The sequence below is a fragment of the Bradyrhizobium sp. SZCCHNS1050 genome (assembly GCF_032484785.1).
GTDB lineage: Bacteria > Pseudomonadota > Alphaproteobacteria > Rhizobiales > Xanthobacteraceae > Bradyrhizobium.
The window spans coordinates 3,911,993-3,933,940 of the sequence record NZ_JAUETR010000001.1 but is presented as its reverse complement, the minus strand read 5'-3'; the positions used below and the strand labels follow the sequence as shown (position 1 = coordinate 3,933,940).

The window sequence follows — 21,948 nt, the reverse complement described above, 5'->3', positions numbered from 1 at the left end:
GCCAACATGTTGTCCCGCCGAACCCTGCTCGGCTCCGCGGCGCTGGCCGGCGCCTCCGCCGTCTCCGGCCGCGTCCAGGCTGCTTCCATTCCGGAGGCGCCGACCATGGACAAGACCGTGATGCAGCCGCCGCTGCATCCCAGCGCCGGCCCCGACTATCAGCCGGTGGTCACGCTCAACGGCTGGTCGCTGCCGTTCCGCATGAACGGCGACTGGAAGGAATTCCATCTCGTCGCCGAGCCGGTCACGCGCGAGTTCGCGCCCGGCATGACCACGCATCTGTGGGGCTACAACGGCCAATCGCCGGGCCCGACCATCGAGGCGGTCGAGGGCGACAAGCTCAGGATCTTCGTCACCAACAAATTGCCGGAATACACCACCGTGCACTGGCACGGCGTGATCCTGCCCTGCGGCATGGACGGCGTCGGCGGACTGACGCAGCCGCACATCAAGCCCGGCAAGACCTTCGTCTACGAGTTCGAGATGAAGCATGCCGGCACCTTCATGTATCACCCGCACGCCGACGAGATGGTGCAGATGGCGATGGGCATGATGGGCATGATCGTCGTGCATCCGCGCGACAACCTGCCGCCGCCGGTCGACCGCGACTTCGTATTCGTGATGTCGACCTACCGCATCGAGCCCGGCAGCTATCTGCCGAAGGTCAACGAGATGACCGACTTCAACATGTGGACCTGGAATGCGCGGGTGTTTCCCGGCATCGATTCCTTGCCGGTGCGGCTCGGCGATCGCGTCCGCATCCGCATCGGCAATCTCACCATGACCAACCATCCGATCCACCTCCACGGCCACAAGTTCAAGGTGATCGGCACCGACGGCGGCTGGCTTCCCGAAACGGCGCAATTCCCGGAGACCACGACCGACGTGCCGGTCGGCGCGGTGCGCGTGCTCGACTTCACCGCCGACAACCCCGGCGACTGGGCGTTCCATTGCCACAAGTCGCATCACACGATGAATGCGATGGGCCACGACATGCGCAACCTGATCGGCGTGCCGCGCAAGGAGCTGGCCGCCGCCGTCGGCAAGCTCGCGCCCGACGGCATGGTGATGGGCAACACCGGCATGGCGATGGGCAACATGGAGATGCCGGCCCCCGACAACACGCTGCCGATGATGACCGGCAGCGGCCAGTTCGGGCCGATCGAGATGGGCGGCATGTTCACGACCGTGAAGGTGCGCGAGGGCCTCGCCCGCGACGACTACCGCGATCCCGGCCCGTATCAGTTCCCCAAGGGCACCGTGGCCTACGAGGTCGCAAGCGCGCCGGAGCCGGTGCGGCGAAGCGACGGCGCACCGACGCAGGTCCGCACCCAGCGCTGAATTCACCAAACACCGCATCAACCGACGACCACCATCAGGAGATATCCATGAAGACTGCATTCGCGATCAGCGCAATGGCGGCGGCCGCTCTGATCGTAGCACCGGCCCGTGGCCATGAGCAGCACGGATCGCGCGGCTATTCCGCCGGTGAGCCGGGTGATCCCAAACAGCCGTCACGCACCATCGAGGTGCTGCTGAGCGAGATGGAGTTCACGCCGGCGCGCATCGAGGTGAAGCGCGGCGAGCAGATCCGCTTCGTGCTGCGCAACACCGGCAAGGAGGATCACGAGTTCCTGCTCGCCACCAAGGCCGAGAACCTGAAGCACGCCGCGGTCATGAAGAAGCACCCGCATATGGAGCACGACGAGCCCAACGGCGCCCGGCTCGCGCCGAACAAGACCGCCGAGCTGCTGTGGCGGTTCACCAAGCCCGGCACGTTCGAATATTCCTGCCTGATCCCAGATCATCGCGAGTTCGGCATGACCGGCCACGTTGCCGTGAAGTGACGGATGAAGCCGTCTTGACAACGCGTAGGGCGGATCATCGCCGCGTCATTCGCCCTACGCCTCGCCATGAGTTCACCAGTAGAAGGAAACACATCATGAAGTCGTTCTCTCAGCTCACGACCGCCGCCGCGTTGGTTCTCGCTCTCGCGACCCCTGCCCTCGCCGCCGAGGCCATCAGCGGCGACGTCAAGAAGGTCGATGAGGCCAACGCCAAGATCACCCTCCACCACGGCCCGGCCAAGAGTCTTGGCATGGACGGGGCCATGACCATGGTCTACCGCGTCAAGGACGCTGCGCTGCTGAAAGGCCTCAAGGCCGGCGACAAGGTGAAGTTCGAGGCGGTCGAGGACGCCTCCGGCTACACGGTGACCAAGATCGAGAAGGGCAAGTAGGCGGCAGCGTTTCGAGCCGTCCCCTTCTCCACCGCCATTCCGGGGCGCGCGCGGCGACGACGTCGCCGGACAGCGCGAGCCCGGAATGACGTGCGGATGGATCAGGCCACGAACCGGCGGCCGGATGGGTTTGCATTCCAAGTTCGGATCGTATGATCGCGGCTCCCTGCGCGGAGCATGCCATGAAAGCCTATCTCGTCCTCGATCTCGCCGTTCACGACTTCGCGGCGTTCAAGGTCTACATCGAACGGATCCCCGCCTTCATCGCGAGGCATGGCGGCCGCTACATCGTCCAGGGCGCAGTGCCCACGCCGGTCGAAGGCGGCTGGACGCCAGAGCGCATCGTGATCCTGGAATTCCCGTCGCGCCAGAACGCCACCGACTTCCTTGGTGATCCCGAGATCCAGGACCTGTTCGCGATCCGTCACCGCACCACGTCGAGCCGGTTGGTGCTGGTCGACGGCTGCGCGGAGTGAGCGCTGCAATGTTGTGCCGGAAGGCTGTGCCGAGCCAAGGAGGCGCCCTATCGTCGGCGTGACATCCGCAGCTGGCGGATCACGCGGCGCTGATCCGCCCTGCGCGAACTGCCCCGTCGCTCCCTGGGCATTCGCGGGCGCGACAAGTTCCCTCCGTCCTCCCGTTAACCATTTGCTAACCATGGCGCGGGCAAGCTTCGCCGCGTCGCGCTGCGCGTGGCCGGCGACCGGACGACCACAGGACATCCTGGGCTTTGCTGCCGCCGGGCATGGCGGCGGCCCGGTTGCCGGCCGCAGCGCGCCGCTGCGGCGTCCGACGCCATGCCGTCCTGTCTGTCCGGAGACCCAAGTCCTTGAGCACCGTCGGTTCGCGCGCCTTCCAGAAGGCGCGGCAGGAAAAGAAGCAGAAGAAGCTCGTCGAGACGCAGCTGACGACGGCGTACAAGGCCTTCCAGGCCGGACGCCAGGCGGAGGCGCAGGCGCTGTGCGCGAAGCTGCTGCAGGAGGTCCCCGGCTGCTTCGATGCCATGCATCTGCTCGGCGTGTCGCTGGTGTCATCGGCGCGCTTCGCCGAGGCCACCGCCTTCCTGACGCAGGCCGTCGCGATGGAGCCGAATTCCGCCGACGCGCAGTCCAATCTCGGCTGGGCGCTGATCAATTGCGAGCGCTACGAGGAGGCGCGCGCCGCGCTGGAGCGATCGCTGGCGCTGCGCCCGAATGCGCCGATCACCTTGCGCAACCTCGCAATCGCGCTGCTGCGGCTCGGACAGGGCGAGGCCTCGCTCGCGGCCGCGACCCGTGCCCTCGAGCTCAAGCCGGACGACGTCGATGCCTGGTGCAATCGCAGCGTCGCCGAGCTGATGCTGCGGCGGTGGGACGCCGCTGCCGCCAGCGCCGAGCGCGCGCTGGCCTTCAACCCGAACCATTTCGAGGCCACGGTCAACAAGGGCCTCGCCCATCTCGAGCTGCACCATTTCGAGCTGGCGGAAGCGACCTTCAATGCGGCACTGGCGGCACGCCCGGCCCACGCCGAGCTGCGGGCGCATCGCGGCCGGCTCTACATGATCTCCGGACGCACGGCGGAAGCCGAAGCCGATTTCGACGCCGCCGTGACGCTCGATCCCAATCTGCAACTGGGATGGCAGGGCAAGGCGCAGATCTGCATCCTCAACGGCAACGTCGCGCAGGCGATGGCCGCCTGCAAGCGCGTGCTCGACACCAATCCGAAGGCGCAGGTCGCGCTCACTTTGCTCGGCGCCTGTCGCGGCCGGCTCGGCGACGTCGCAGGCGCCATCGCCCAGTTCGACCAGGCGCTCGCGGTGCAGCCGGACTATGACGAGGCGATCACCAAGAAGATCTTCTATCTCGATTTCCTGCCCGGCGCCGACTTCGCGGTCCAGCAGGCGGCGCGGCAATATTGGTGGATGGCGGTCGGCTCCAGATTCCCGCGCCGCAAGCTTGCGCCACGTTCGCTCGATCCCGACCGGCGCATCGTCGTCGGCTACGTCTCGGCCGACTTCCGCATGCATTCGGCGGCCTTCGCCTTCCTGCCCGTGCTGCGCGGCCACGACAAGACGCAGGTCCAGGTCAACTGCTACTCGACCTCGCCGCGGCACGATTCCTACACCGCGACGTTCCAATCGATCGCCGACGTCTGGGTCGAGGCCTCGAGCCTGTCCGACGACGAGCTCGCCGACCGCATCCAGGCCGACGGCGTCGACATCCTGGTCGATCTCTCCGGCTACACCACGGGCACGCGCATGCCGGTGTTCGCGCGCAAGCCGGCGCCGATCCAGGTCACGGCCTGGGGCAGCGGCACCGGCACGGGCCTTGCCACCATGGACTACTTCTTCGCCGATCCGGTCACGGTGCCCGAGAGCGTCCGGCCGCTGTTCGCCGAGCACGTCCACGACCTGCCCTCGGTGATCACGATCGATCCGGTGCTCGACGTTCCGCCGTCGCCGCTGCCGATGCTGACGAACGGCCACGTCACCTTCGGCGTCTACAACCGCATCGACAAGATCTCCGACGCGGCGATCGCGCTGTGGGCGCGGCTGCTCGCCGAGATCCCTGACGCGAAGCTCGTCGTCAAGCATCTCGCGCTGAACGATCCCGCGGTGCGCGACGGGCTGCTCGCCCGCTTCGTCGCACACGGCGTGCCCGAGGCGCGCATCCTCTGCCTCGGCGCCAGCGAGCGCGTCGAGCATCTCAAGTCCTACGAGCGCATCGACATCTCGCTCGACCCGTTCCCGCAGAACGGCGGCATCTCGACGTTCGAATCGCTCTACATGGGCGTGCCGGTCGTCGCCAAGCTCGGCGCCGGCGCGGCCTCGCGCGCCGCCGGCGGCATCCTGACCGCGGCCGGCCTCGCCGACTGGGTCGCAGGCGATGATGACGGCTACATCCGGATCGCCAAGAGCTTTGCCGCGCGGCCCGAGCTGCTGGTGAAGCTGCGGCCCGAACTGCCCGGCCTGGTCGCGCGCTCGGCGGCTGGCGACGTCGCCAACTACACGCGCTGCGTCGAAGCCGGCTATCGGCAGTTCTGGCGGGACTATTGCGCCAAGGGAAGCAAGGCCGGCGCCTGATCGCGCCGTGCCAAGGCCTCGATCTCGCAGCAGCCCTCGACGACCGATCGCACGAACGTCCGGCTTCGACCGCCCCCCTGCAACCGCAAGCTGCATCGATTTCCGCTATGCCATTTTGGCCGCGTGCAATCTCGCGCGACTCTCGGACTGATACCACGGCGTTTCTCCGTCCACACCAAGGCGCAATCAAGCCCATGGCTTTTTGGTGGCGAGGATGCGCCTCGCAGCAGCTCCGGTTGCGCCCAACCGGCGAGTAGTAGACCTCATTCCTCAACCAAGGAGATAATGCGCGAAAATCGGCCGCGCCTCACGATCGCCGTGTGGCCGGCAACGGAGGAATTTGGGGCATGCGGGTCGCGTTGTTGAGTTGCGTCGTTGCGGCGGGATTGAGTCTGGCGGCACCGTTGCTGCCGGCCATGGCACAGACGGCGCGGACCGGAAGGCCGGCGGCGGCAACGGCCGCTGCGGCCGGCGAAGGCGGCAAGCTGCAGGAGTCCAACGAATGGACGGTCGGCGTCGCCGGCGGCCTGCTCGAAGGCACCAACATCCGTTTTGCCGCCGAGATGGCCAAGGTGCTCGACGACCGCCCGAACCTGCGCGTGCTGCCGATGGTGACCTACGGCGCGCTCGGCAACATCGAGGACCTGCTGTATCTGCGCGGCGTCGACGTCACCATCACCTCGGCGGACGTGCTCGACGAGTTCGTCCGCAACGGCACGCTCGCCAACATCAAGAACCGGATCCGCTACATCTGCTCGTTCTACATCAACGAGATGCATGTCTACGTCCGCCCGGAGATCAGGACGCTGGAGGATCTCGCCGGCAAGAAGGTCTCCTTCAACACCGTGGGCAGCGCCGCCAACCTCACCGGCGGCATCGTGTTCGACCGGCTCAAGATCGGCGCGGAAAAGGTGTTCATCAACAATTCGGTGGCGCTGGAGAAGATGCGCAGTGGCGAGATCGCCGGCGTTGTCCACGTCACGGGCAAGCCGACCGACCTGTTCGCCAAGTTCAAGCCCGAGCCGGGCTTCCACTTCCTTCCGATTCCGTTTGCGCGCAGCCTGCAGGACTACTACGTGCCGACCAAGCTGACCTCGCAGGACTACCCCAATCTGCTCAAGCCCGGCGAGAGCGTCGAGACCATCGGCGTGCCGCAGGTGCTGGCGGTCTACAACTGGCCGCCGGAGACCGAGCGCTACCGCCGCGTCGCGCGCTTCGTCGACTATCTGTTCAAGCGGTTCGACCAGTTCAAGCAGCCGCCGTTCCATCCGAAATGGAACGAGATCAACCTCGCCTCCTCGCTGCCCGGCTGGACCCGCTTCCGCGCCGCGGAGGAGCTGCTGGCCAGCACGCGCCCGCCGCAGGCCGACGGCGCCGCCGTCAAGCAGCAGTTCGACGAGTGGATGAGCACGCGGGCGCCGACCGGCGGCCGGCGGATGAGCGAGGACGAGACCAGGGTCCTGTTCGAGCAGTTCCGCGACTGGATGAAGCGGGACGGCGGCCAGCCGGCGCGATAGCGCCGATGGTCGTGGCGTCGACTACGACACCGCCGGCTTGCGGCGCAGCGCCGCCGGCGTGTCGGGTTGCGCCAGCGGATGGGCGGACGCGAACGCCGGCAGCGCCATCGCGGCCTCGACGACGCGCTGCACCGTCGGCGTCGCGGCGAGGTCGAGGCCTTTATTGCGCGCGAAGACGGCGTGGCCGGCGAGGCAGATGTCGGCCATCGTCGGCGCATCGCCATGGCAGAACCGGCCGGTCGCGACATGGCCTGCAAGCTGGGCCTCGATCGCGACCAGCATCTCCGACGCCCAGTGCCTGAGCCAGGCCGCGCGCGCCGCGTCGTCCACGTGCAGCACCTCGGTGAGATAGCGCTGCACCCGCGGCGTCGTCAGCGGATGCGCATCGCAGGCGATCATCGCCGCCAGCGCCCTCACCCGCGCGCGCCCCTTGGCATCGGCAGGCAGCAGCGCAGCGCCCGGACAGGCTTCGTCGAGATATTCGAGGATCGCCAGCGACTGCGTCAGCACGGTGCCGTCGTCGAGCACCAGCGCCGGCAGCGCCATCTGCGGGTTGAGCGCGGCATAGGCCTCGTCGCGATGCTGCTGCCGGTCGACATCGACCGCGACCTGCTGATAGGCGATGCCCTTGAGGTTGAGCGCGATGCGCACGCGAAAGCTCGCCAGCGACTGCCAGAACGAATAGAGCTTCATGCGGGTCCCCCCTGGGCAGGCGAGTGAATGTCGACGTCTTCGATCGATCCGTCGCCCACGGTCGACATTCGATATCCGGCGATCAGTTCACGCTCGAGATGAAGCCTGCGAGAATCGTCCGGCTCTGGCTGAGTGCCTCGATGCGTTGATCGATGAGGCCGACCTGCTGCGCCAGTATTCTTCGCAAATTGTCGCAAGGCCTGAAATCTGGACGGTTGTTGCGCACGCAGGGGAGCAACTGCTTGATCGTTTCGAGCGTCATGCCGGCTGAGCCGAGCAGTTTGATCCGGCGCACGGCTTCCTCGTCCGCCGGCCCGTAGTCGCGGTAACCGGACGAGGTTCGGTGCGGCGCAAGCAAGCCTTCGTCCTCGTAGTAACGCAGCATCCGGATGCTGACTCCCGTCCTCCGGGAAAGTTCGCCGATCTTCACTGAAAACCTCTTGACCCTGACAGCGCTGTCAGACCTTACAGATCGTGCTCATCCAAGTGGAGTCCCCTTGTGACGGGAGCAACGATGAAAGCCTATCATTTGAATGGCCATGCGGGCGCGGGTCGCCTGGTGCGCACCGACGTCATCAAACCTGAACCCGCCCCTGGCGAGGTCCGCATTCGGGTCGAGGCGGCAAGTCTCAACTACCGCGACCTCCTGATCCTCGACCGAGCGGGTGAAGGCGGTTTCGACCGCCGCGTCCCGCTCTCTGACGGCGCAGGCATCGTTGATGCCGTAGGCTCCGATGTCGTTCAATGGCGCCCGGGCGATCGTGTGGCCGCATCGTTCTTTCGCGATTGGATTTCCGGGCCGTTCAAGGCGAGCTATGTTCCGTCAGCCCTCGGCGGCAGCACGATGGATGGCATGCTGGCGGAGTACGTGGTGCTGCCGGCGACGGCGCTGGTCCCCGTGCCGGCGCACCTCACGTCGATCGAAGCCGCGACCTTGCCCTGTGCCGGCGTCACGGCCTGGCACGGCCTCATCACCCGTGGCGGAATGGGCAAGGCCGACACGCTGCTGGTCCAGGGAACCGGCGGCGTCGCGCTGTTCGGCCTTCAGTTCGCGGCCGCGCTGGGCGCGCGCGCGATCGTCATCTCGTCCTCGGATGAGAAGCTCGCCCGCGCCCAGGCGCTCGGCGCCTCGATCCTGATCAACTACCGCGACACGCCCGATTGGGATGTCGCCGTGATGAAAGCGACGGACGGCGAAGGCGCCACGCATGTCCTCGAGCTCGGCGGCCCCGGCACCTACGACCGATCGCTGCGGTCGGTCGCTTCGGGTGGCAAGATCGTCCAGATCGGTGTCTTGACGGGGTTCGGCCCCAAGCCCGACCTCGCCCGCCTGCAGTGGGAGAATGCCGACATCATCGGCGTCACCGTGGGTTCGGTCGAACATTTCACGGCCATGAATCGATTCCTGGCCGAACACGCGATCCACCCGATCGTCGATCGGGTCTACGACTTTGACGACGCTCCCGAAGCGTTCGCCCTTCTCCGGTCCGGCTCGCACTTCGGCAAGATCGTTGTGAAGCTATAGGCGAGAGGATGTGAGCACTTCGCCGATCTGCGATGCCAGAAAGCGCATCCCCCGGAGTTGGCACCTGCCAACAAAGAGCGGCCGGAAGTCTCTCCGGGTTGGAATCAACCCACGCAACAAACCGAGGGGTCGATCACGCCTCGCTGATCCGCACGCGTGGCCCCGGCCGGCAGCAGCGCCGGACGGCGCGTGACCGGTCCTGCTTCACCGTCCGCCCGCTGTCACTCCGCGCCGGCCGTGAAGTCCTGGTCGGCAACGCTGGCGGTCTGCGGCACCTTGATGACCACGGCGGCGCGATTGAGCGCCTGGTGGCAGGAGTTGCAGGCGGCGGTGAGGTCGGCATAGGAGCGCTCGAAGCGGCCGATGTCCTTCTGCTTGATGGCCTGCGCCAGTTCGTCGAACGGCTGCTGCGTCACGGCCGTCGTCATGTCGGCAAACGAATTGCCCTCGACCAGTGGCTGCGCCCGGCTGACGCGGTTGAACGCGCCCTTGAGATTGCCGAGCTCATAGGCGCTGAACGCCCAGTTGCCGCTATGGCCGGCGATCCAGAGCCTGAGATGGCGCGGCTGGATGGTCGCGATCATCAGGTCGCTGACGGTCGGCAGATAGGCCGGCGCCGGAGCGGGTGTCGGCGTCTCCGCCCTCGGCGCGGCGATCGCGATCAGCGATGCAACCCCGGCCAGGCCAGCGGCCGTCGCTGTCAGCCGCAGACCATGGCGGAGCTTCGGTCGATGCATCTTGGGCTCTCCTGAGAAAGATTTAGAAACCTTCTAAAGAGCGACATCCTGCATCGCCAATCGCAATCGCTGATCGCGGCGATCAGAAAAACTTGATGCCATCCGCCGCGCGGCGCGCACGATACGGACACATTGCCTGGCGTCACGCCAGCGACCCCGGCGCGACACGAAGGTGCGGTGGGCGCTGCAGTCCTGCGGACAGCGGCGAGTCGCCGATCGTCATTCGGCGCCGATCCTTCGGCGCAGCCAGGCGTCGACGATCGCGGTCGCCGGATGGCTGGGATCGCCGAGTTCACGGTTGATCTCCATGTGGCCGCGCAGGCCGGTGCCGCCGACGCCCTGGACTTCGGCCGGCGTGCCCGCCTGCATCAGGGCGGCGCCGAGCGCCTCGGACTGCGCCTTGCCGTCGGCGCGGTCGACATGGAGGATCAGGAACGCCGGCGCGTTCGGCTTCGCGGCCTGGAGGGTCGGCGACAGCGCCCGCTGACGCACCGGGTCGGTGCCGAATGCCTGGATGTAGGTATCGAGCATGAAACGGCCGCTGTCGGCGAGCTGGCGCGCCACGTCGTAGCAGGCGCCATCCAGCGCGATGATGCCGCTGACGTCCCGCAACGACAGCCCGGCCGCCGTGAAGTAGCGCGGATCAGTCCCGACCAACGCCACCAGATGCGCGCCGGCGCTGTGCCCCATCAGCACGATGCGCGCGGGGTCGATGCCCAGACGCTTGGCATTGGAGCGCAACCACGCGAGCGCCGCGGCGACGTCAGCCGCCTGCTGCTCGACGGTCGCGGCCGGTACCAGCCGATAGTCGATCGAGGCAAACGCGTAACCCTGCGCGAGCATGTGCTCGACCTTCGCGGCCCCTGTCGCGTTGCGCTTGTCGCCGCGCTTCCATCCGCCGCCATGTACGAACACGACCAGCGGCGCGGCCTTGCCTCCCCTCGCCTGCCAAAAGTCGAGCTTCTGCAGCGGATCGGCGCCATAAGCATATTCGGTGGCCGGCCCGCTTTGGCGCTCGGCCTCGCGCGCCGCCATGCGCGCCTGCAGCCGCGCCAGAAAGGGACCTGCGAGTGCAGGTGAAAGAAAGAAGGGCTGCTGCAGCCACAGGCCGGCAGCTAACAAAACAGCAGGTATCGAACGCAACATCGAGAGCTCCATCGTCGTGAGACGATAGCAGCAAGCGTTGCTTAAAGAAGGCCGCATGTGGCGTCGTTACAAAATGTCACGAACGGTGACGCCCGCGAAACTACGGGGCAGTCTTGCGCGCATAATCCCAACCTACCGTACAGTGAATCCTTCGCTCCAGGCATCCCTGTCAACTTCGTATTCGCTGACGAAGAAGCCATCAGGATAATCGCGAAAGCCTTGAAACTGAAGCTTGCGTATCTTGGCGGCAATGGCTTCTTCGGCGCTGCTGTAGACGCCGACGAGCTTGTCTTCCCTCTCGTCATCATCGAACGGGCGGGCGTGCCAAAGTAGAAAGACCGTACGCATTCGTGTATTCCTCGATTTCGATACGTCACAGCGAACGAGCCAGGTTGGTTGTCCCAGCCCTGAGCGACGGCTAAGCTTCGACCATGAAGATTGCATTCTCGATCGCAGCCAGCGCAAGACGTCGAATCGAGGCCCTGGTCGACGCGCTCAAGAGACAGAACGGACTTCCCGAGGTGATCCCGGCCGTGATGTGGCTCGACGCCGACTTGAACCCAGATATCGCGACATCCCGCGTCGTCATTGGCTTCTATGACAATCGGGCCGACATCATCGACGACATCACCGTGGAGGATGGCTTCGCGTTCGTGCTCGCCGTCGCGCGGGACGATGAGCGGCTGTTCGATGGACAAGAACTGCACTATATCGATGATGCCTTCGTCCTGAAGCAGCGCCGGACACACTGACACGCACACATCCCTCGCCCCGTCTAACGTCTGCGGACTGTAGCGAAAACTCTCCTCCCATTGACTCGGCCAATCATCTCTCGACGCGCGCCTGGCGAACGCCGGACTTCGTCGCGCTCGGATGGGGCTCGTCGACAACAGGCCGGCTGACCTCAAGGCGCGCCGCAGCCCGTATCGATCATACTTTTTGGTTTGCCGAATTTTCTTCTTTCATTTTTTCCGAAACCGTGTATATCTCTTCCCGTCCTGCTTCCGCCGGAGGGGCGTGTCGCGACCGTCACGAGACGTGGGAGGTGGGATGCGATGGGCGCAGCGAATCGCAGCGTGGCCTCGTGCCGCGCGGACGAACGGTTCGTTGCGCACGGCGAAATCGTGCGGTCCCGACACCCCGACGCTGGTGTCAACTCACGACGAAGCTTCGCTTCGCGTGGGGATGGTGGCCAACAAGCCCGGCGCACCAGGGAGACCACGTATAAGCCGTTCCAACCGTCGTGCAGGGAAGGCCGGGTGATTCGGCCAGACCTGTGGTGACTGCCGCCTGCTTTTTTTGCTGCAGGCGGGCCACGGGCGCGGCCAGCGCCCGGCCTTCCCTGCGCCCTCCACCTGATTTGAGGGCAGACCTGACGCACAACTCGGGCGCGCGGCGCCGCGAGACCGCGGGCGCACGCCAACCAAGCCGATGCAGGAGACCGACCGATGCAGACCAGCGCCTAGCTTGCCAAGTGCGCCCGCTCTCCTGCCCCCGCAACCCTTTGTTAACCGCCATTAACCGAACGCTAACCAACCACCGGGCAAAAATTGCCGGGTGGAATGTGCGTGTCGTGGTTGGGTGCAGTTGACGGAGGAGACCTTCCGTGGACGCCGGCGCGGTACCTCAGTTTCGGAACGGCGGCCCTGCGGCCGTCGCGCAGTCGTTTGGGGCCGGCACACGCGGCCCGCGGGAAGGGGCGAAAGCCATGGTCGACGTCACGGCGGGTCAGGGGGTCGGATCTCCGGCCGGCGGGTTCTCATTCGCTGACCTCAAGACAGCCGTCCTGCGCGGCGACATCGCGCTGGCGCTCGGCATCCTCACCATCCTGGTGGTGCTGATCCTGCCGCTGCCCTCGCTGGTGCTCGATCTGTTCCTGGCGATCTCGATCACCCTGTCGATCCTGATCCTGATGACCGCCTTGTTCATCCAGGCGCCGCTGGAATTCTCCTCCTTCCCGACCATCCTCCTGATCTCCACGATGCTGCGGCTGTCGCTCAACCTGGCCTCGACCCGGCTGATCCTGTCGCGTGGCCACGAGGGCACCGATGCCGCCGGCCACGTCATCGAGGCGTTCGGCAACTTCGTGATGAGCGGCAATTTCGTCATCGGCATCATCGTGTTCGCGATCCTGGTGACGGTGAACTTCGTCGTCATCACCAAGGGTTCGGGCCGCATCGCCGAGGTCGCGGCGCGCTTCCATCTGGACTCCATGCCCGGCAAGCAGATGGCGATCGACGCCGACCTCTCCGCCGGCCTGATCGACGAGAAGGTCGCCAAGATCAGGCGCAAGGAGCTGGAGGACGAAAGCGGCTTCTTCGGCGCCATGGACGGTGCCTCCAAATTCGTCCGCGGCGACGCGGTCGCCGGCCTGCTCGTCGTCTTCATCAACATCATCGGCGGCATCATCATCGGCGTCGCCCAGCAGGGTCTCGGCTTTGCCGAGGCCGCCCGCACCTACACCACGCTGACCGTCGGCGACGGCCTCGTGACCCAGGTGCCGGCGCTGATCGTCTCGACCGCCGCGGGCCTCCTGGTCTCCAAGGCCGGCGTCAGCGGTGCCGCCGACAAGGCGCTGATCAAGCAGTTCTCGGGCTATCCGCAGGCGCTCGGCATGTCGGCTGCCGTGATGCTGGTGCTGGCGCTGCTGCCGGGCATCCCGACCCTTCCGTTCCTGGCGCTCGGCGGCGGCGCCGCCGCGCTCGCCCTCAAGGCGCGCAAGCAGAAGGAGGTCGCGAAGGCCGAGGAGGTCGCCGCGGCTGCAGCGCCGGCAGCGGCTGCCACCGCCGCGGCCGCCGAGGAGCCGATCTCGGCCGCGCTCAAGATCGACGACCTCAAGATCGAGCTCGGCTATGCGCTGCTGCCGCTCGTGAACGCACCCGACGGCACCGACCGCCTGACCGACCAGATCAAGGCGCTGCGCCGGTCGCTGGCGATCGAGATGGGTTTCGTGATGCCGTCGGTGCGCATCCTCGACAACGTGCAGCTCGAGGCCAACACCTACATCATCAAGATCAAGGAGGTCGACGCCGGCTCCGGCAAGATCTGGCCGAGCCAGTTCATGGTCATGGACCCCGGCGGCAACCAGGTCGCGGTGCCCGGCATCCACACGACGGAGCCGACCTTCGGCCTGCCCGCCACCTGGGTCGACGCCGGCCTGAAGGAAGAGGCGACGCTCAAGGGCTACACGGTCGTCGACGCGGCGACCGTGCTGTCGACGCACCTGACCGAGCTGCTCAAGGCCAATATGAGCGACCTGCTGTCCTACGGCGAGGTGCAGAAGCTCCTGAAGGAGCTGCCGAAGGAGCAGAGCGAGCTGGTCAAGGACATCGTGCCGACGCAGATCACGATTTCCGGCATCCAGCGCGTGCTGCAACTGCTGTTGTCGGAGCGCATCTCGATCCGCGACCTCTCGACCATCCTCGAAGGCATCGCCGACGCGCTCGCGTTCTCGCGCAACCCGGCAACGATCGTCGAGCACGTGCGCGCCCGCCTCGCCCGCCAGATCTGCGCCCAGAACACCTCGCCGATGGGCTACCTGCCGCTGATCGCGCTGTCGGCCAGGTGGGAGCAGGCGTTTGCGGAATCGCTGATCGGCCAAGGCGAGGAGCGGAGCCTCGCGATGCAGCCGTCGAAGCTGTCGGAGTTCATGACCGCCACGCGCGATGCCTTCGAGCGCGCCGCACGCGAAGGCGAATCGCCGGTGCTGGTGACGTCGGCGGCGATCCGGCCGTTCGTCCGCTCGCTGGTCGAGCGCTTCCGGGCCCAGACCACGGTGCTGTCGCAGGCCGAGATCCATCCGCGCGCGCGGCTGAAGACGGTGGGGAGCGTGTGACGGCTGACGTTGCGGAACCGCAGAATTCCGGGCGCGTTTGATCGGCGGGGCCGGCGCGAGGCGTCGGCTTTTGCCGTTTTTACCGGCGGACCACCCCTTGCTTTACCGCCACAGGCAAACGAATTCTTAATTTTGCGTTAGGTGGCTGAAATTTCATCCGCATACCGAACAACCAATCAAACCTTTGATATAACTACATGAATTTGGATTTCATCGACTTTCGATCGCGAGACATCACGCCTTATCACACACTTGTGATGTGGTCTACGAAACAGAATTGAGGTTTCCTACGTTAGTTCACGCGAGACGATGAACCGGAAAGCCCCCGGCTCACACGAATCAGCGAAGGACGGAAGACGGCAGGAGGCTTCCATGAACCACTCGATTTACAGCGCGGATCGTACGACCCACCTCAAGATTGTGGTGGTTGCGCTCGTGGCTGGCATCGCAGTGGCCGGCCTCGGCATCTCCGCCCGACTGAATGCGGAGCCGAACTACGCGCAGACGGCAAAGGTCCTCAAGGCCGGCAAGCCGGTCGTGGTGACGAGCTCGGAGATGTCGGTGGTTCGCTGACAGGAATTCCCGGAATTCACGCGGTTCTCACAGCCCCCCAACTGGCCGCGTGGATATGTAGTAGACCCAACCCCAAGTCGACTACTGAAAACGCCCGCTCCCCACGGGCGTTTTCTCTTTTGGGCGTTGAATCACCGCGCCGACGGCACCGTCTCGATCAGCTTGCCGGTAAAAACGATCGGCCCGGTCGCCTGCCCGGTCGGCGACCCGCCCTCCGGCTCGACCGTGACGGCGTAGGTCGCGCGGTTGACTGTGTCGGCGTCGTAGGACGAGAGAACGGGACGGCTGGTGAAGTCGCTGCCGCCGATCACGCCGAGCGAGCGCGGCTTCTGCAGCTTGTCGGACACGAGCCACAGCTCGAAGCTCTTGCCCGGCTCCGGCGCGGCGCCGACCCGGCGCACGGTGTAGCTCTTGCTGGCGGCATCGACGGTCAGGATGAACGCCGGCGACGCCGCGTCCTTCTGCAGGAGGGCAACGAACTGGGCGGAGGGTTGCGCGACCGGCACCTTGACCTCGACAGTCTGGATCCGCGGCTTCGGCTGCAATGGCCGCGGCAGGAGGTCGGGGCGGTAAACCTGGACAACGACCAGCGCGAGCAGCACGGCCGCGAGCGCGGTCATGATGTTGGCGACCGCGCGCAATTGCCGGACCTTGGACGAGAGCTGAACGACATTGGTGTCGTCGTTCGCGATCTCGCCAGCCGCGGACGTGCTGCGTGTCGGCGTGATGACCGGCGCCGCGACCTCAGGCTCTGGTTCGCTGACGGGAGACGCATGGATCGGCGCAGCTTCCGCTTCGACAAGCGGGACCTCGGGAGGCGCGGGCTCGGGCTGAGCGGCAACGACCGGAGCCTCGACGATCGTCACCTGTGCAGCCGGCGCGCTCTCGGCGTTCGCGCGCAACCGCGCAATCTCGGCCTTGATGCGCTCCCACAGTTCGGGACGCGGCTCGACCAGCCCGACCATCTGATTGAGCGGACCGAGGCGAAATTCCCACGCGTGGACCAGCGCGACAAAATCCTTGTCGACCGCCATCATGGTCTCGACCTGCGCCCGTTCGGCGGCGTCGAGCGTCCCGAGCGCGTATTCCGCCGCCAGCGCGATATGGTCTTCGCTATACGCCATCACAGGTCCAGGTCACGTCCTACAAGGTCTCTCGCCGGTCCGAACAGCACCTCATCCGAGACCGAGGCATTGGCGGATGTCCATCATGCTCCGCCTCAGCCAGGTCTTCACCGTGTTCACCGGCGCCTCGAACTTGGTCGCCAATTGCTCGCGGCTCCAGCCGTTATAGTAGGCAAGCAGCACGAGCTTCTGGCGGTCGGGCTCGAGCTGGCCGACGCATTCCAAAAGACGCTTGAGCTCCTCCGACATCTCGCGGCGCGCCAGCGGATCCGGCGTCTCGGCCGCAACCTCCAGCGCGGAGGGCTCATCCTCCAAAGACAGCTCACCGCGCTTGCGCACCAGATCGATGGCGCGGTTGCGGGCGATGGCGGCCATCCAGGTGATCGGGGAAGAAACGGCCGGGTTGAACTGTGCGGCGTTGTTCCAGACCTTCACATAGGTCTCCTGGACGACCTCCTCGGCGAGGTCCTGTCGGTGCAAGATACGGAGCACGACGCCATAGAGTTTCGCGCGCGTCGCCGCGTAGAGGCGCTCGAAGGCAGCCTCGTCCCCTTTGGCAACAGCGGCAAGCAACCAGACCAGCTCTGCCGGCGTCAGCATTCAGCGTCCCCGAAAATCGCCCCACTCCCTCGTTCGAGCCTACGTCCTCCCGTAGCACAAGTCCTGGGCAACTCTCCACCGGGGTGGGCACGACGAAAAACCCGGACCTCGCGGCCCGGGTTTTCGAAAGCGACAGCCGTGACGGCGACAGGCTCAGGCGATGACGCCGAGCCGGGCGCGCATCAGGCCGATAGAGTCCATGTCGGCCTGCTCGCGGGCGCTCTCCTCGGCCTTCTCGCGGGCCTGGTCACGCTCGTCGAGCAGCTCGACCTTCTTCATTTCCTCGAACGCCTCGGACAACGCGGCCTTGGCGTCCTCGAGCTGGGTGCGCAGCTCGTCGGCCGAGCGCGTCAGGTTTTCCCGGCGCTGGATCGCGGCCTTGGCGTAGGTCGGATAGGCAAAATGGGTCGGGTCGTTGATGCCGGCCCGCTCCTGCTCGGTCTGGATCTCCCGCTCGAGCTCGGCCGACATGCGCTGGAAGTCAGCGATCATGCCCTCGATCTGCGTCACCCGGCGGCGTTTCTCATCCACCTGAAATTTCTTCAGACGGATCAGCGTTTCGCGCGACTTCATCGACTCATACTCCCCAGAAGTCCCGTGTACGGCGCGGGACAGGGCCGGCCGCCCTTGCTGGGCTCGCCGACTAGGCTCATTACATGGAGGGGATGATTACCCGACAAAGTTAGCTTTCCGTTTCCAAGCGCCCCAGGATCTGTTCCAGCTCCCGATACCCGTTCTGCAGCGTCGAGACCTCGTCCTTGCGCTGGCGCAGGAACGCCTCCAGCGGCTCGTGCAGCCGGATCGCCTCGTCGACCTCCGGACTGGAACCGGCGCGATAGGCACCGAGCCGGATCAGTTCCTCCATGTCGGCATAGGTCGCCATCACCTGGCGCGCGCGCATGATCGTCGGCAAGAATACGGGGTCGGCCGATTTCGGCATCGTGCGCGATACCGATTTCAGGACGTTGATCGCCGGATAGCGGCCGCGTTCGGCGATCGAACGCTGCATCACCACGTGGCCGTCGAGAATGCCGCGCACCGCATCCGCCACCGGCTCGTTGTGATCGTCGCCATCGACCAGCACCGTGAAGATCCCGGTGATGGTGCCCTCGCCGCTGCCCGGCCCCGCCCGCTCGAGCAGCTTCGGCAGCTCGGTGAACACCGTCGGCGTGTAGCCCTTCGCGGTCGGTGGTTCGCCGGCCGACAGCCCGATCTCGCGCTGCGCCATCGCAAAGCGCGTGACCGAGTCCATCAGACAAAGGACATCCTTGCCCTCGTCGCGAAAATATTCCGAGATCGCGAGCGTCAGATACGCCGCCTGTCTTCGCATCAGCGCCGGCTCGTCGGACGTCGCGACCACGACGACCGAGCGCGCGAGGCCCTCCTCGCCGAGATCGTCCTGCAGGAACTCCTGCACCTCACGGCCGCGCTCGCCGATCAGCCCGATCACCGACACCGCCGCGTCGACGTTGCGCGCCAGCATCGACAGCAGCACCGATTTGCCGACGCCGGAACCGGCGAAGATGCCGAGTCGCTGGCCGCGGCAACAGGTGAGAAAGGTGTTCAATGCGCGGACGCCGAGATCGAGCGGCGAGCCGACGCGCCGGCGCGAATGCGCTGGCGGCGGATTGTTCCGATAAGGAACCGGTGAGGCGCCCTGCGGCAGCGGCCCCTTGCCGTCGATCGGCTCGCCCATCGCATTGATGACTCGGCCGAGCCAGGCCGGCGACGGCCGCACCTGATTGGCGGCATTGGCGATCACGGCGCGGCAGCCGCGGCGCACGCCCTCCAGCCCGGCGAACGGCATCACCACGGCATTCTTGCCGGAGAAACCGATCACTTCGGCAGGGATGTAATTGTTGCCGGTCTCGATCACGATGCGCGCGCCGACCGACATCGCATGAATCGGCCCGGCGATCTCCACCATGAGTCCCTTCACGCCGACGACACGCCCATAGGTGTTCACGGCGTCGATGTCGCTGATCTGCTCGGCCAGAGCCTTCATTGCCAAAGCGCCTTCATTGCGAGAGAGCTGTCATTGGGCCAGAGCCTTCATTGCGAAAACCTTAAGTAGGGGCAGATTCGCGTCGTCGGCTTAACTCTGTGTTTACTCGCATCATTAATCATTACGTCATGGTCTGGAGTGACTGACGTGCTTCGCTTTGCCGCCCTCAAAAAGCGGTGAGATCCGAGAGTCGGTTAGGTCCATCTCTTAACATGGAGCTTGAACGAGAGCGGCTAAGAAAAACTGCTTCATCGCAACACCTTACGGCGATTCGATAAAAATTGCACGGATAGAGCTTGCGGAGGGGAATCAGGATTTGTTAACCATCTCTCGTCAGGATCCGAATCAGTTGTTCAAAGGCGTTTTGAGTGCCGCAGATGGCGGCCGACCTGACGCCCGGAGCGGCGACTATGGGGAACTGGCATGCGCGTTTTGCTGATTGAGGATGACAGCGCCGTCGCGCAGTCGATCGAACTGATGTTGAAGTCCGAAAGCTTCAATGTCTACACGACTGACCTGGGCGAAGAAGGCGTCGACCTCGGCAAGTTGTACGACTACGACATCATCCTTCTCGACCTCAATCTGCCCGACATGTCCGGTTACGACGTGCTGAAGCAGCTGCGTGTCTCGAAGATCAAGACGCCGATCCTCATCCTGTCCGGCCTCGCCGGCATCGAGGACAAGGTCAAGGGTCTCGGCTTCGGCGCCGACGACTACATGACCAAGCCGTTCCACAAGGACGAGCTGATCGCCCGCATCCACGCGATCGTCCGCCGTTCCAAGGGCCACGCCCAGTCGGTCATCCAGACCGGCGACCTCGTCGTCAACCTCGACACCAAGACGGTCGAAGTCGGCGGCCAGCGCGTGCATCTGACCGGCAAGGAATACCAGATGCTGGAGCTGCTCTCGCTGCGCAAAGGCACCACCCTGACCAAGGAGATGTTCCTCAACCATCTCTACGGCGGCATGGACGAGCCCGAGCTGAAGATCATCGACGTCTTCATCTGCAAGCTGCGCAAGAAGCTCGCCAACGCCTCCGAAGGCCGCAACTTCATCGAGACCGTCTGGGGCCGCGGCTACGTGCTGCGCGAGCCGCACGACATGGACGAGCGCATCCCCGCCTGAGCTTTCACTGGGTCCACCGGCGAGCCTCACGGCTTGCTCCTCCCAGACTGGGCCCCGCCGCGAATGGCGGGGTTTTTGTTTGTGGGCTGGGTCGATCGAGGCGAAGAACGTCGCGCACAGGCTGCGGCTTCGCGAACATTGCGCTCCCTTCTCCGGCGGTTGCGGCGCATCGCCTGTCCCGGCAGGGCAAGCCTGGCAGTCGGGCGCGATCTGCTGCCCCCCATCTCCGTCATTGCGAGGAGCGAAGCGACGAAGCAATCCAGAGTACCACCCTGGCCCCTGGATTGCTTCGCTGCGCTCGCAATGACGCCCGGGGGCGACGTTCAACCCGAGAAGCACGCACGACATCTACGGATGCACCTTATGCGACCCTGCGGACAAACCCTCGCGATCTCGCGGCGCCCAGCGCCCGAGCTATGTGCCATTCTCACCGCCCTCTCCTAACCGAGGGCGCAGGGAAGGCCGGGCGCTGGCCGCGCCCGTGGCCCGCCTGCAGAAAAGAAAGCAGGCGGCAGTCACCACAGGTCTGGCCGAAACACCCGGCCCTCCCTGCGCGATGGCTTTACGATTTATACGCGATCTCCCTGGGGACCGGCTGTCTTGCCCCCATCACCCGCAGGCAGCTCATCAGCAACGCCCACAGGCTCGACCTCAGCACCGGGAGGCCAGGACCACGCGACTTCACCGTGCGCCCGGGATCGTTCGTCGGCACGGCGAACCATGCTGCGATCCCAAGCGCCCATCGCATCCCACACCCGACGTCCGTGACGACCGCGAAGCGTCCCCTCGTTGGGGCGGGACGCGCGGAGTAAAGCACATTTTTCGTAAAAACAAAATAGAATTTCGATAAACAGAAATCATATTTCTTCCAGCCGTTCGAACGGCCACCGTCAAGGCTTGCGTTCCCGATCGAGACTCTGTCGAACGCTCCTGTTTCGGATCGACGATCTGCCATGTGCGGCTTCGCGCAAGTCACCTGCGATGCCCATGCGGCGCAGAGATCGGTCCCAATTCTGATCACCACGCTCGGCGGGGTGGTGTCGACCAGTTGCCGGAACGTGCTGAGCGGCGATCGGCTTCTGGTCGACATGACGACCGGCGTTTCGCAAGTCGAAGTCGATAGCGGTACGGTGAAGGCATCGGTCAAACCCGTCGTCAGAGGCATGTTGCGGAGCGACATCGGCTCCGCCGGGCACCGCACCAGAGCCGAAGAAATGATGCCAAAAGTTGTGCGGACCGTGACGTCGCACCCGCCTTATTACCTTGAGTTGCATCAAAGACGGTCAACAATTTCCGTGGCAGGCTAGCATTGACGGCGTATCCGTCATCAATGGTCCTTCAACGTGAGGAGTTCACTATGGCTAGAAGCATTGCTGTTGGTCTTGCTATTCTCGCCGTCTCTACATCTGCGGCCTTGGCAGGACATCGTACTCATCATGCAAAAGGTACTCATGCAAAAGCCAGTGCGGCTCAGCAGGTCGGGGCGAGCAAAAGTGATCGCGACCAATATGGAAATATGCAGGTCAATCCCGGAACTCCGGGCCTGAGCGGCAGCAACGCTGCCCTACATGCAAAAACGCATCGCGATTCCGGCTACGGGCCGAAGAGTGACTACAATGCAGACGGGACCATGCGGGTTGATAGCGGAACTCCGGGCGTAAGCGGCAGCAACGCTGCCCTACATCGTAGAACGCACCGCGATTCCGGTTACAATCCCAAGAGTGACTACAACGCGGACGGGACCCTGCGGGTGCATCAATAGTCGTTT

General features: G+C 65.2%; 22 protein-coding genes. 13 read left to right on the top strand and 9 right to left on the bottom strand.

Annotated features, from left to right (window positions below):
• The first annotated feature begins 6 nt into the window (after positions 1 to 6).
• The 6 genes from QX094_RS17720 (at position 7) to QX094_RS17695 (ending at position 6,817) form a co-directional block, all read left to right on the top strand.
• On the top strand, positions 7 to 1,341 hold the full coding sequence (locus QX094_RS17720) for a copper oxidase (RefSeq protein WP_316175457.1): 1,335 nt from the start codon (positions 7 to 9) through the stop codon (positions 1,339 to 1,341).
• Positions 1,342 to 1,388: 47 nt separating this feature from the next.
• Positions 1,389 to 1,847: a cupredoxin family protein gene (locus QX094_RS17715; protein WP_315752700.1), complete on the top strand. Its 459-nt coding sequence runs from the start codon at positions 1,389 to 1,391 to the stop codon at positions 1,845 to 1,847.
• A 95-nt stretch (positions 1,848 to 1,942) separates the two neighbouring features.
• Positions 1,943 to 2,239, top strand: a complete 297-nt coding sequence (locus QX094_RS17710) for a copper-binding protein (protein WP_316175455.1) — start codon at positions 1,943 to 1,945, stop codon at positions 2,237 to 2,239.
• Positions 2,240 to 2,421: 182 nt separating this feature from the next.
• Entirely contained in the window at positions 2,422 to 2,715 is a 294-nt protein-coding gene (locus tag QX094_RS17705) for a DUF1330 domain-containing protein (protein ID WP_316175454.1), read from the top strand.
• Between the two features lie 353 nt (positions 2,716 to 3,068).
• On the top strand, positions 3,069 to 5,300 hold the full coding sequence (locus tag QX094_RS17700; RefSeq protein ID WP_316186710.1) for a tetratricopeptide repeat protein: 2,232 nt from the start codon (positions 3,069 to 3,071) through the stop codon (positions 5,298 to 5,300).
• 347 nt (positions 5,301 to 5,647) lie between these two features.
• Positions 5,648 to 6,817, top strand: a complete 1,170-nt coding sequence (locus tag QX094_RS17695) for a TAXI family TRAP transporter solute-binding subunit (protein ID WP_315752696.1) — start codon at positions 5,648 to 5,650, stop codon at positions 6,815 to 6,817.
• 21 nt (positions 6,818 to 6,838) lie between these two features.
• On the opposite strand, the gene maiA is transcribed toward QX094_RS17695, so the two are convergent.
• Positions 6,839 to 7,510 (bottom strand): maleylacetoacetate isomerase, encoded by a 672-nt coding sequence (gene maiA / locus QX094_RS17690; protein WP_315752695.1) that lies wholly within the window; start codon positions 7,508 to 7,510, stop codon positions 6,839 to 6,841.
• An 82-nt stretch (positions 7,511 to 7,592) separates the two neighbouring features.
• A complete protein-coding gene (locus QX094_RS17685) occupies positions 7,593 to 7,940 on the bottom strand; it encodes a MerR family transcriptional regulator (protein ID WP_315714045.1) in 348 nt (115 codons plus the stop codon).
• An 84-nt stretch (positions 7,941 to 8,024) separates the two neighbouring features.
• On the opposite strand from QX094_RS17685, the gene QX094_RS17680 reads away from it, so the two are divergent.
• Positions 8,025 to 9,035 (top strand): NAD(P)-dependent alcohol dehydrogenase, encoded by a 1,011-nt coding sequence (locus QX094_RS17680; protein ID WP_315826152.1) that lies wholly within the window; start codon positions 8,025 to 8,027, stop codon positions 9,033 to 9,035.
• A 221-nt stretch (positions 9,036 to 9,256) separates the two neighbouring features.
• Here the strand turns inward: QX094_RS17680 and QX094_RS17675 are convergent, their stop codons facing one another.
• The 3 genes from QX094_RS17675 to QX094_RS17665 form a co-directional block, all read right to left on the bottom strand.
• On the bottom strand, positions 9,257 to 9,772 hold the full coding sequence (locus QX094_RS17675; protein WP_315826151.1) for a cytochrome family protein: 516 nt from the start codon (positions 9,770 to 9,772) through the stop codon (positions 9,257 to 9,259).
• Positions 9,773 to 9,991: 219 nt separating this feature from the next.
• Positions 9,992 to 10,918, bottom strand: coding sequence for an alpha/beta hydrolase (locus tag QX094_RS17670; RefSeq protein WP_315714043.1), 927 nt, complete (start codon positions 10,916 to 10,918; stop codon positions 9,992 to 9,994).
• 132 nt (positions 10,919 to 11,050) lie between these two features.
• Positions 11,051 to 11,266 carry a hypothetical protein gene (locus QX094_RS17665; protein ID WP_315714042.1) on the bottom strand — a complete coding sequence of 72 codons (216 nt, stop codon included), beginning with the start codon at positions 11,264 to 11,266 and terminating at the stop codon, positions 11,051 to 11,053.
• Between the two features lie 83 nt (positions 11,267 to 11,349).
• Here QX094_RS17665 and QX094_RS17660 point away from each other — a divergent pair, with 83 nt between their 5' ends.
• The 3 genes from QX094_RS17660 (at position 11,350) to QX094_RS17650 (ending at position 15,326) form a co-directional block, all read left to right on the top strand.
• Positions 11,350 to 11,670: a hypothetical protein gene (locus tag QX094_RS17660; RefSeq protein WP_315714041.1), complete on the top strand. Its 321-nt coding sequence runs from the start codon at positions 11,350 to 11,352 to the stop codon at positions 11,668 to 11,670.
• Between the two features lie 956 nt (positions 11,671 to 12,626).
• Positions 12,627 to 14,753 (top strand): flagellar biosynthesis protein FlhA, encoded by a 2,127-nt coding sequence (gene flhA, locus QX094_RS17655; protein WP_315714040.1) that lies wholly within the window; start codon positions 12,627 to 12,629, stop codon positions 14,751 to 14,753.
• 372 nt (positions 14,754 to 15,125) lie between these two features.
• Positions 15,126 to 15,326: a hypothetical protein gene (locus QX094_RS17650; RefSeq protein WP_315714039.1), complete on the top strand. Its 201-nt coding sequence runs from the start codon at positions 15,126 to 15,128 to the stop codon at positions 15,324 to 15,326.
• 131 nt (positions 15,327 to 15,457) lie between these two features.
• Here QX094_RS17650 and QX094_RS17645 read toward each other — a convergent pair whose 3' ends face one another.
• From QX094_RS17645 to fliI, 4 genes are all read right to left on the bottom strand, one after another.
• Positions 15,458 to 16,450 carry an anti-sigma factor domain-containing protein gene (locus tag QX094_RS17645; RefSeq protein WP_315714038.1) on the bottom strand — a complete coding sequence of 331 codons (993 nt, stop codon included), beginning with the start codon at positions 16,448 to 16,450 and terminating at the stop codon, positions 15,458 to 15,460.
• Positions 16,451 to 16,501: 51 nt separating this feature from the next.
• On the bottom strand, positions 16,502 to 17,050 hold the full coding sequence (locus tag QX094_RS17640) for a sigma-70 family RNA polymerase sigma factor (RefSeq protein ID WP_315714037.1): 549 nt from the start codon (positions 17,048 to 17,050) through the stop codon (positions 16,502 to 16,504).
• Positions 17,051 to 17,203: 153 nt separating this feature from the next.
• Complete coding sequence (gene fliJ / locus QX094_RS17635; RefSeq protein WP_315714036.1) at positions 17,204 to 17,623, bottom strand: flagellar export protein FliJ; 420 nt, start codon at positions 17,621 to 17,623, stop codon at positions 17,204 to 17,206.
• Between the two features lie 109 nt (positions 17,624 to 17,732).
• Complete coding sequence (gene fliI / locus QX094_RS17630) at positions 17,733 to 19,055, bottom strand: flagellar protein export ATPase FliI (protein ID WP_315714035.1); 1,323 nt, start codon at positions 19,053 to 19,055, stop codon at positions 17,733 to 17,735.
• A gap of 423 nt (positions 19,056 to 19,478) precedes the next feature.
• Between fliI and ctrA the strand changes: the two genes are divergently transcribed.
• The 3 genes from ctrA to QX094_RS17615 all read left to right on the top strand — a co-directional run bounded on the left by ctrA (position 19,479) and on the right by QX094_RS17615 (position 21,942).
• Positions 19,479 to 20,180 carry a response regulator transcription factor CtrA gene (gene ctrA / locus QX094_RS17625; protein WP_012046382.1) on the top strand — a complete coding sequence of 234 codons (702 nt, stop codon included), beginning with the start codon at positions 19,479 to 19,481 and terminating at the stop codon, positions 20,178 to 20,180.
• 953 nt (positions 20,181 to 21,133) lie between these two features.
• On the top strand, positions 21,134 to 21,487 hold the full coding sequence (locus QX094_RS17620) for a hypothetical protein (RefSeq protein WP_315767794.1): 354 nt from the start codon (positions 21,134 to 21,136) through the stop codon (positions 21,485 to 21,487).
• Positions 21,488 to 21,537: 50 nt separating this feature from the next.
• Complete coding sequence (locus QX094_RS17615; RefSeq protein ID WP_315714033.1) at positions 21,538 to 21,942, top strand: hypothetical protein; 405 nt, start codon at positions 21,538 to 21,540, stop codon at positions 21,940 to 21,942.
• Positions 21,943 to 21,948 lie beyond the last annotated feature (6 nt).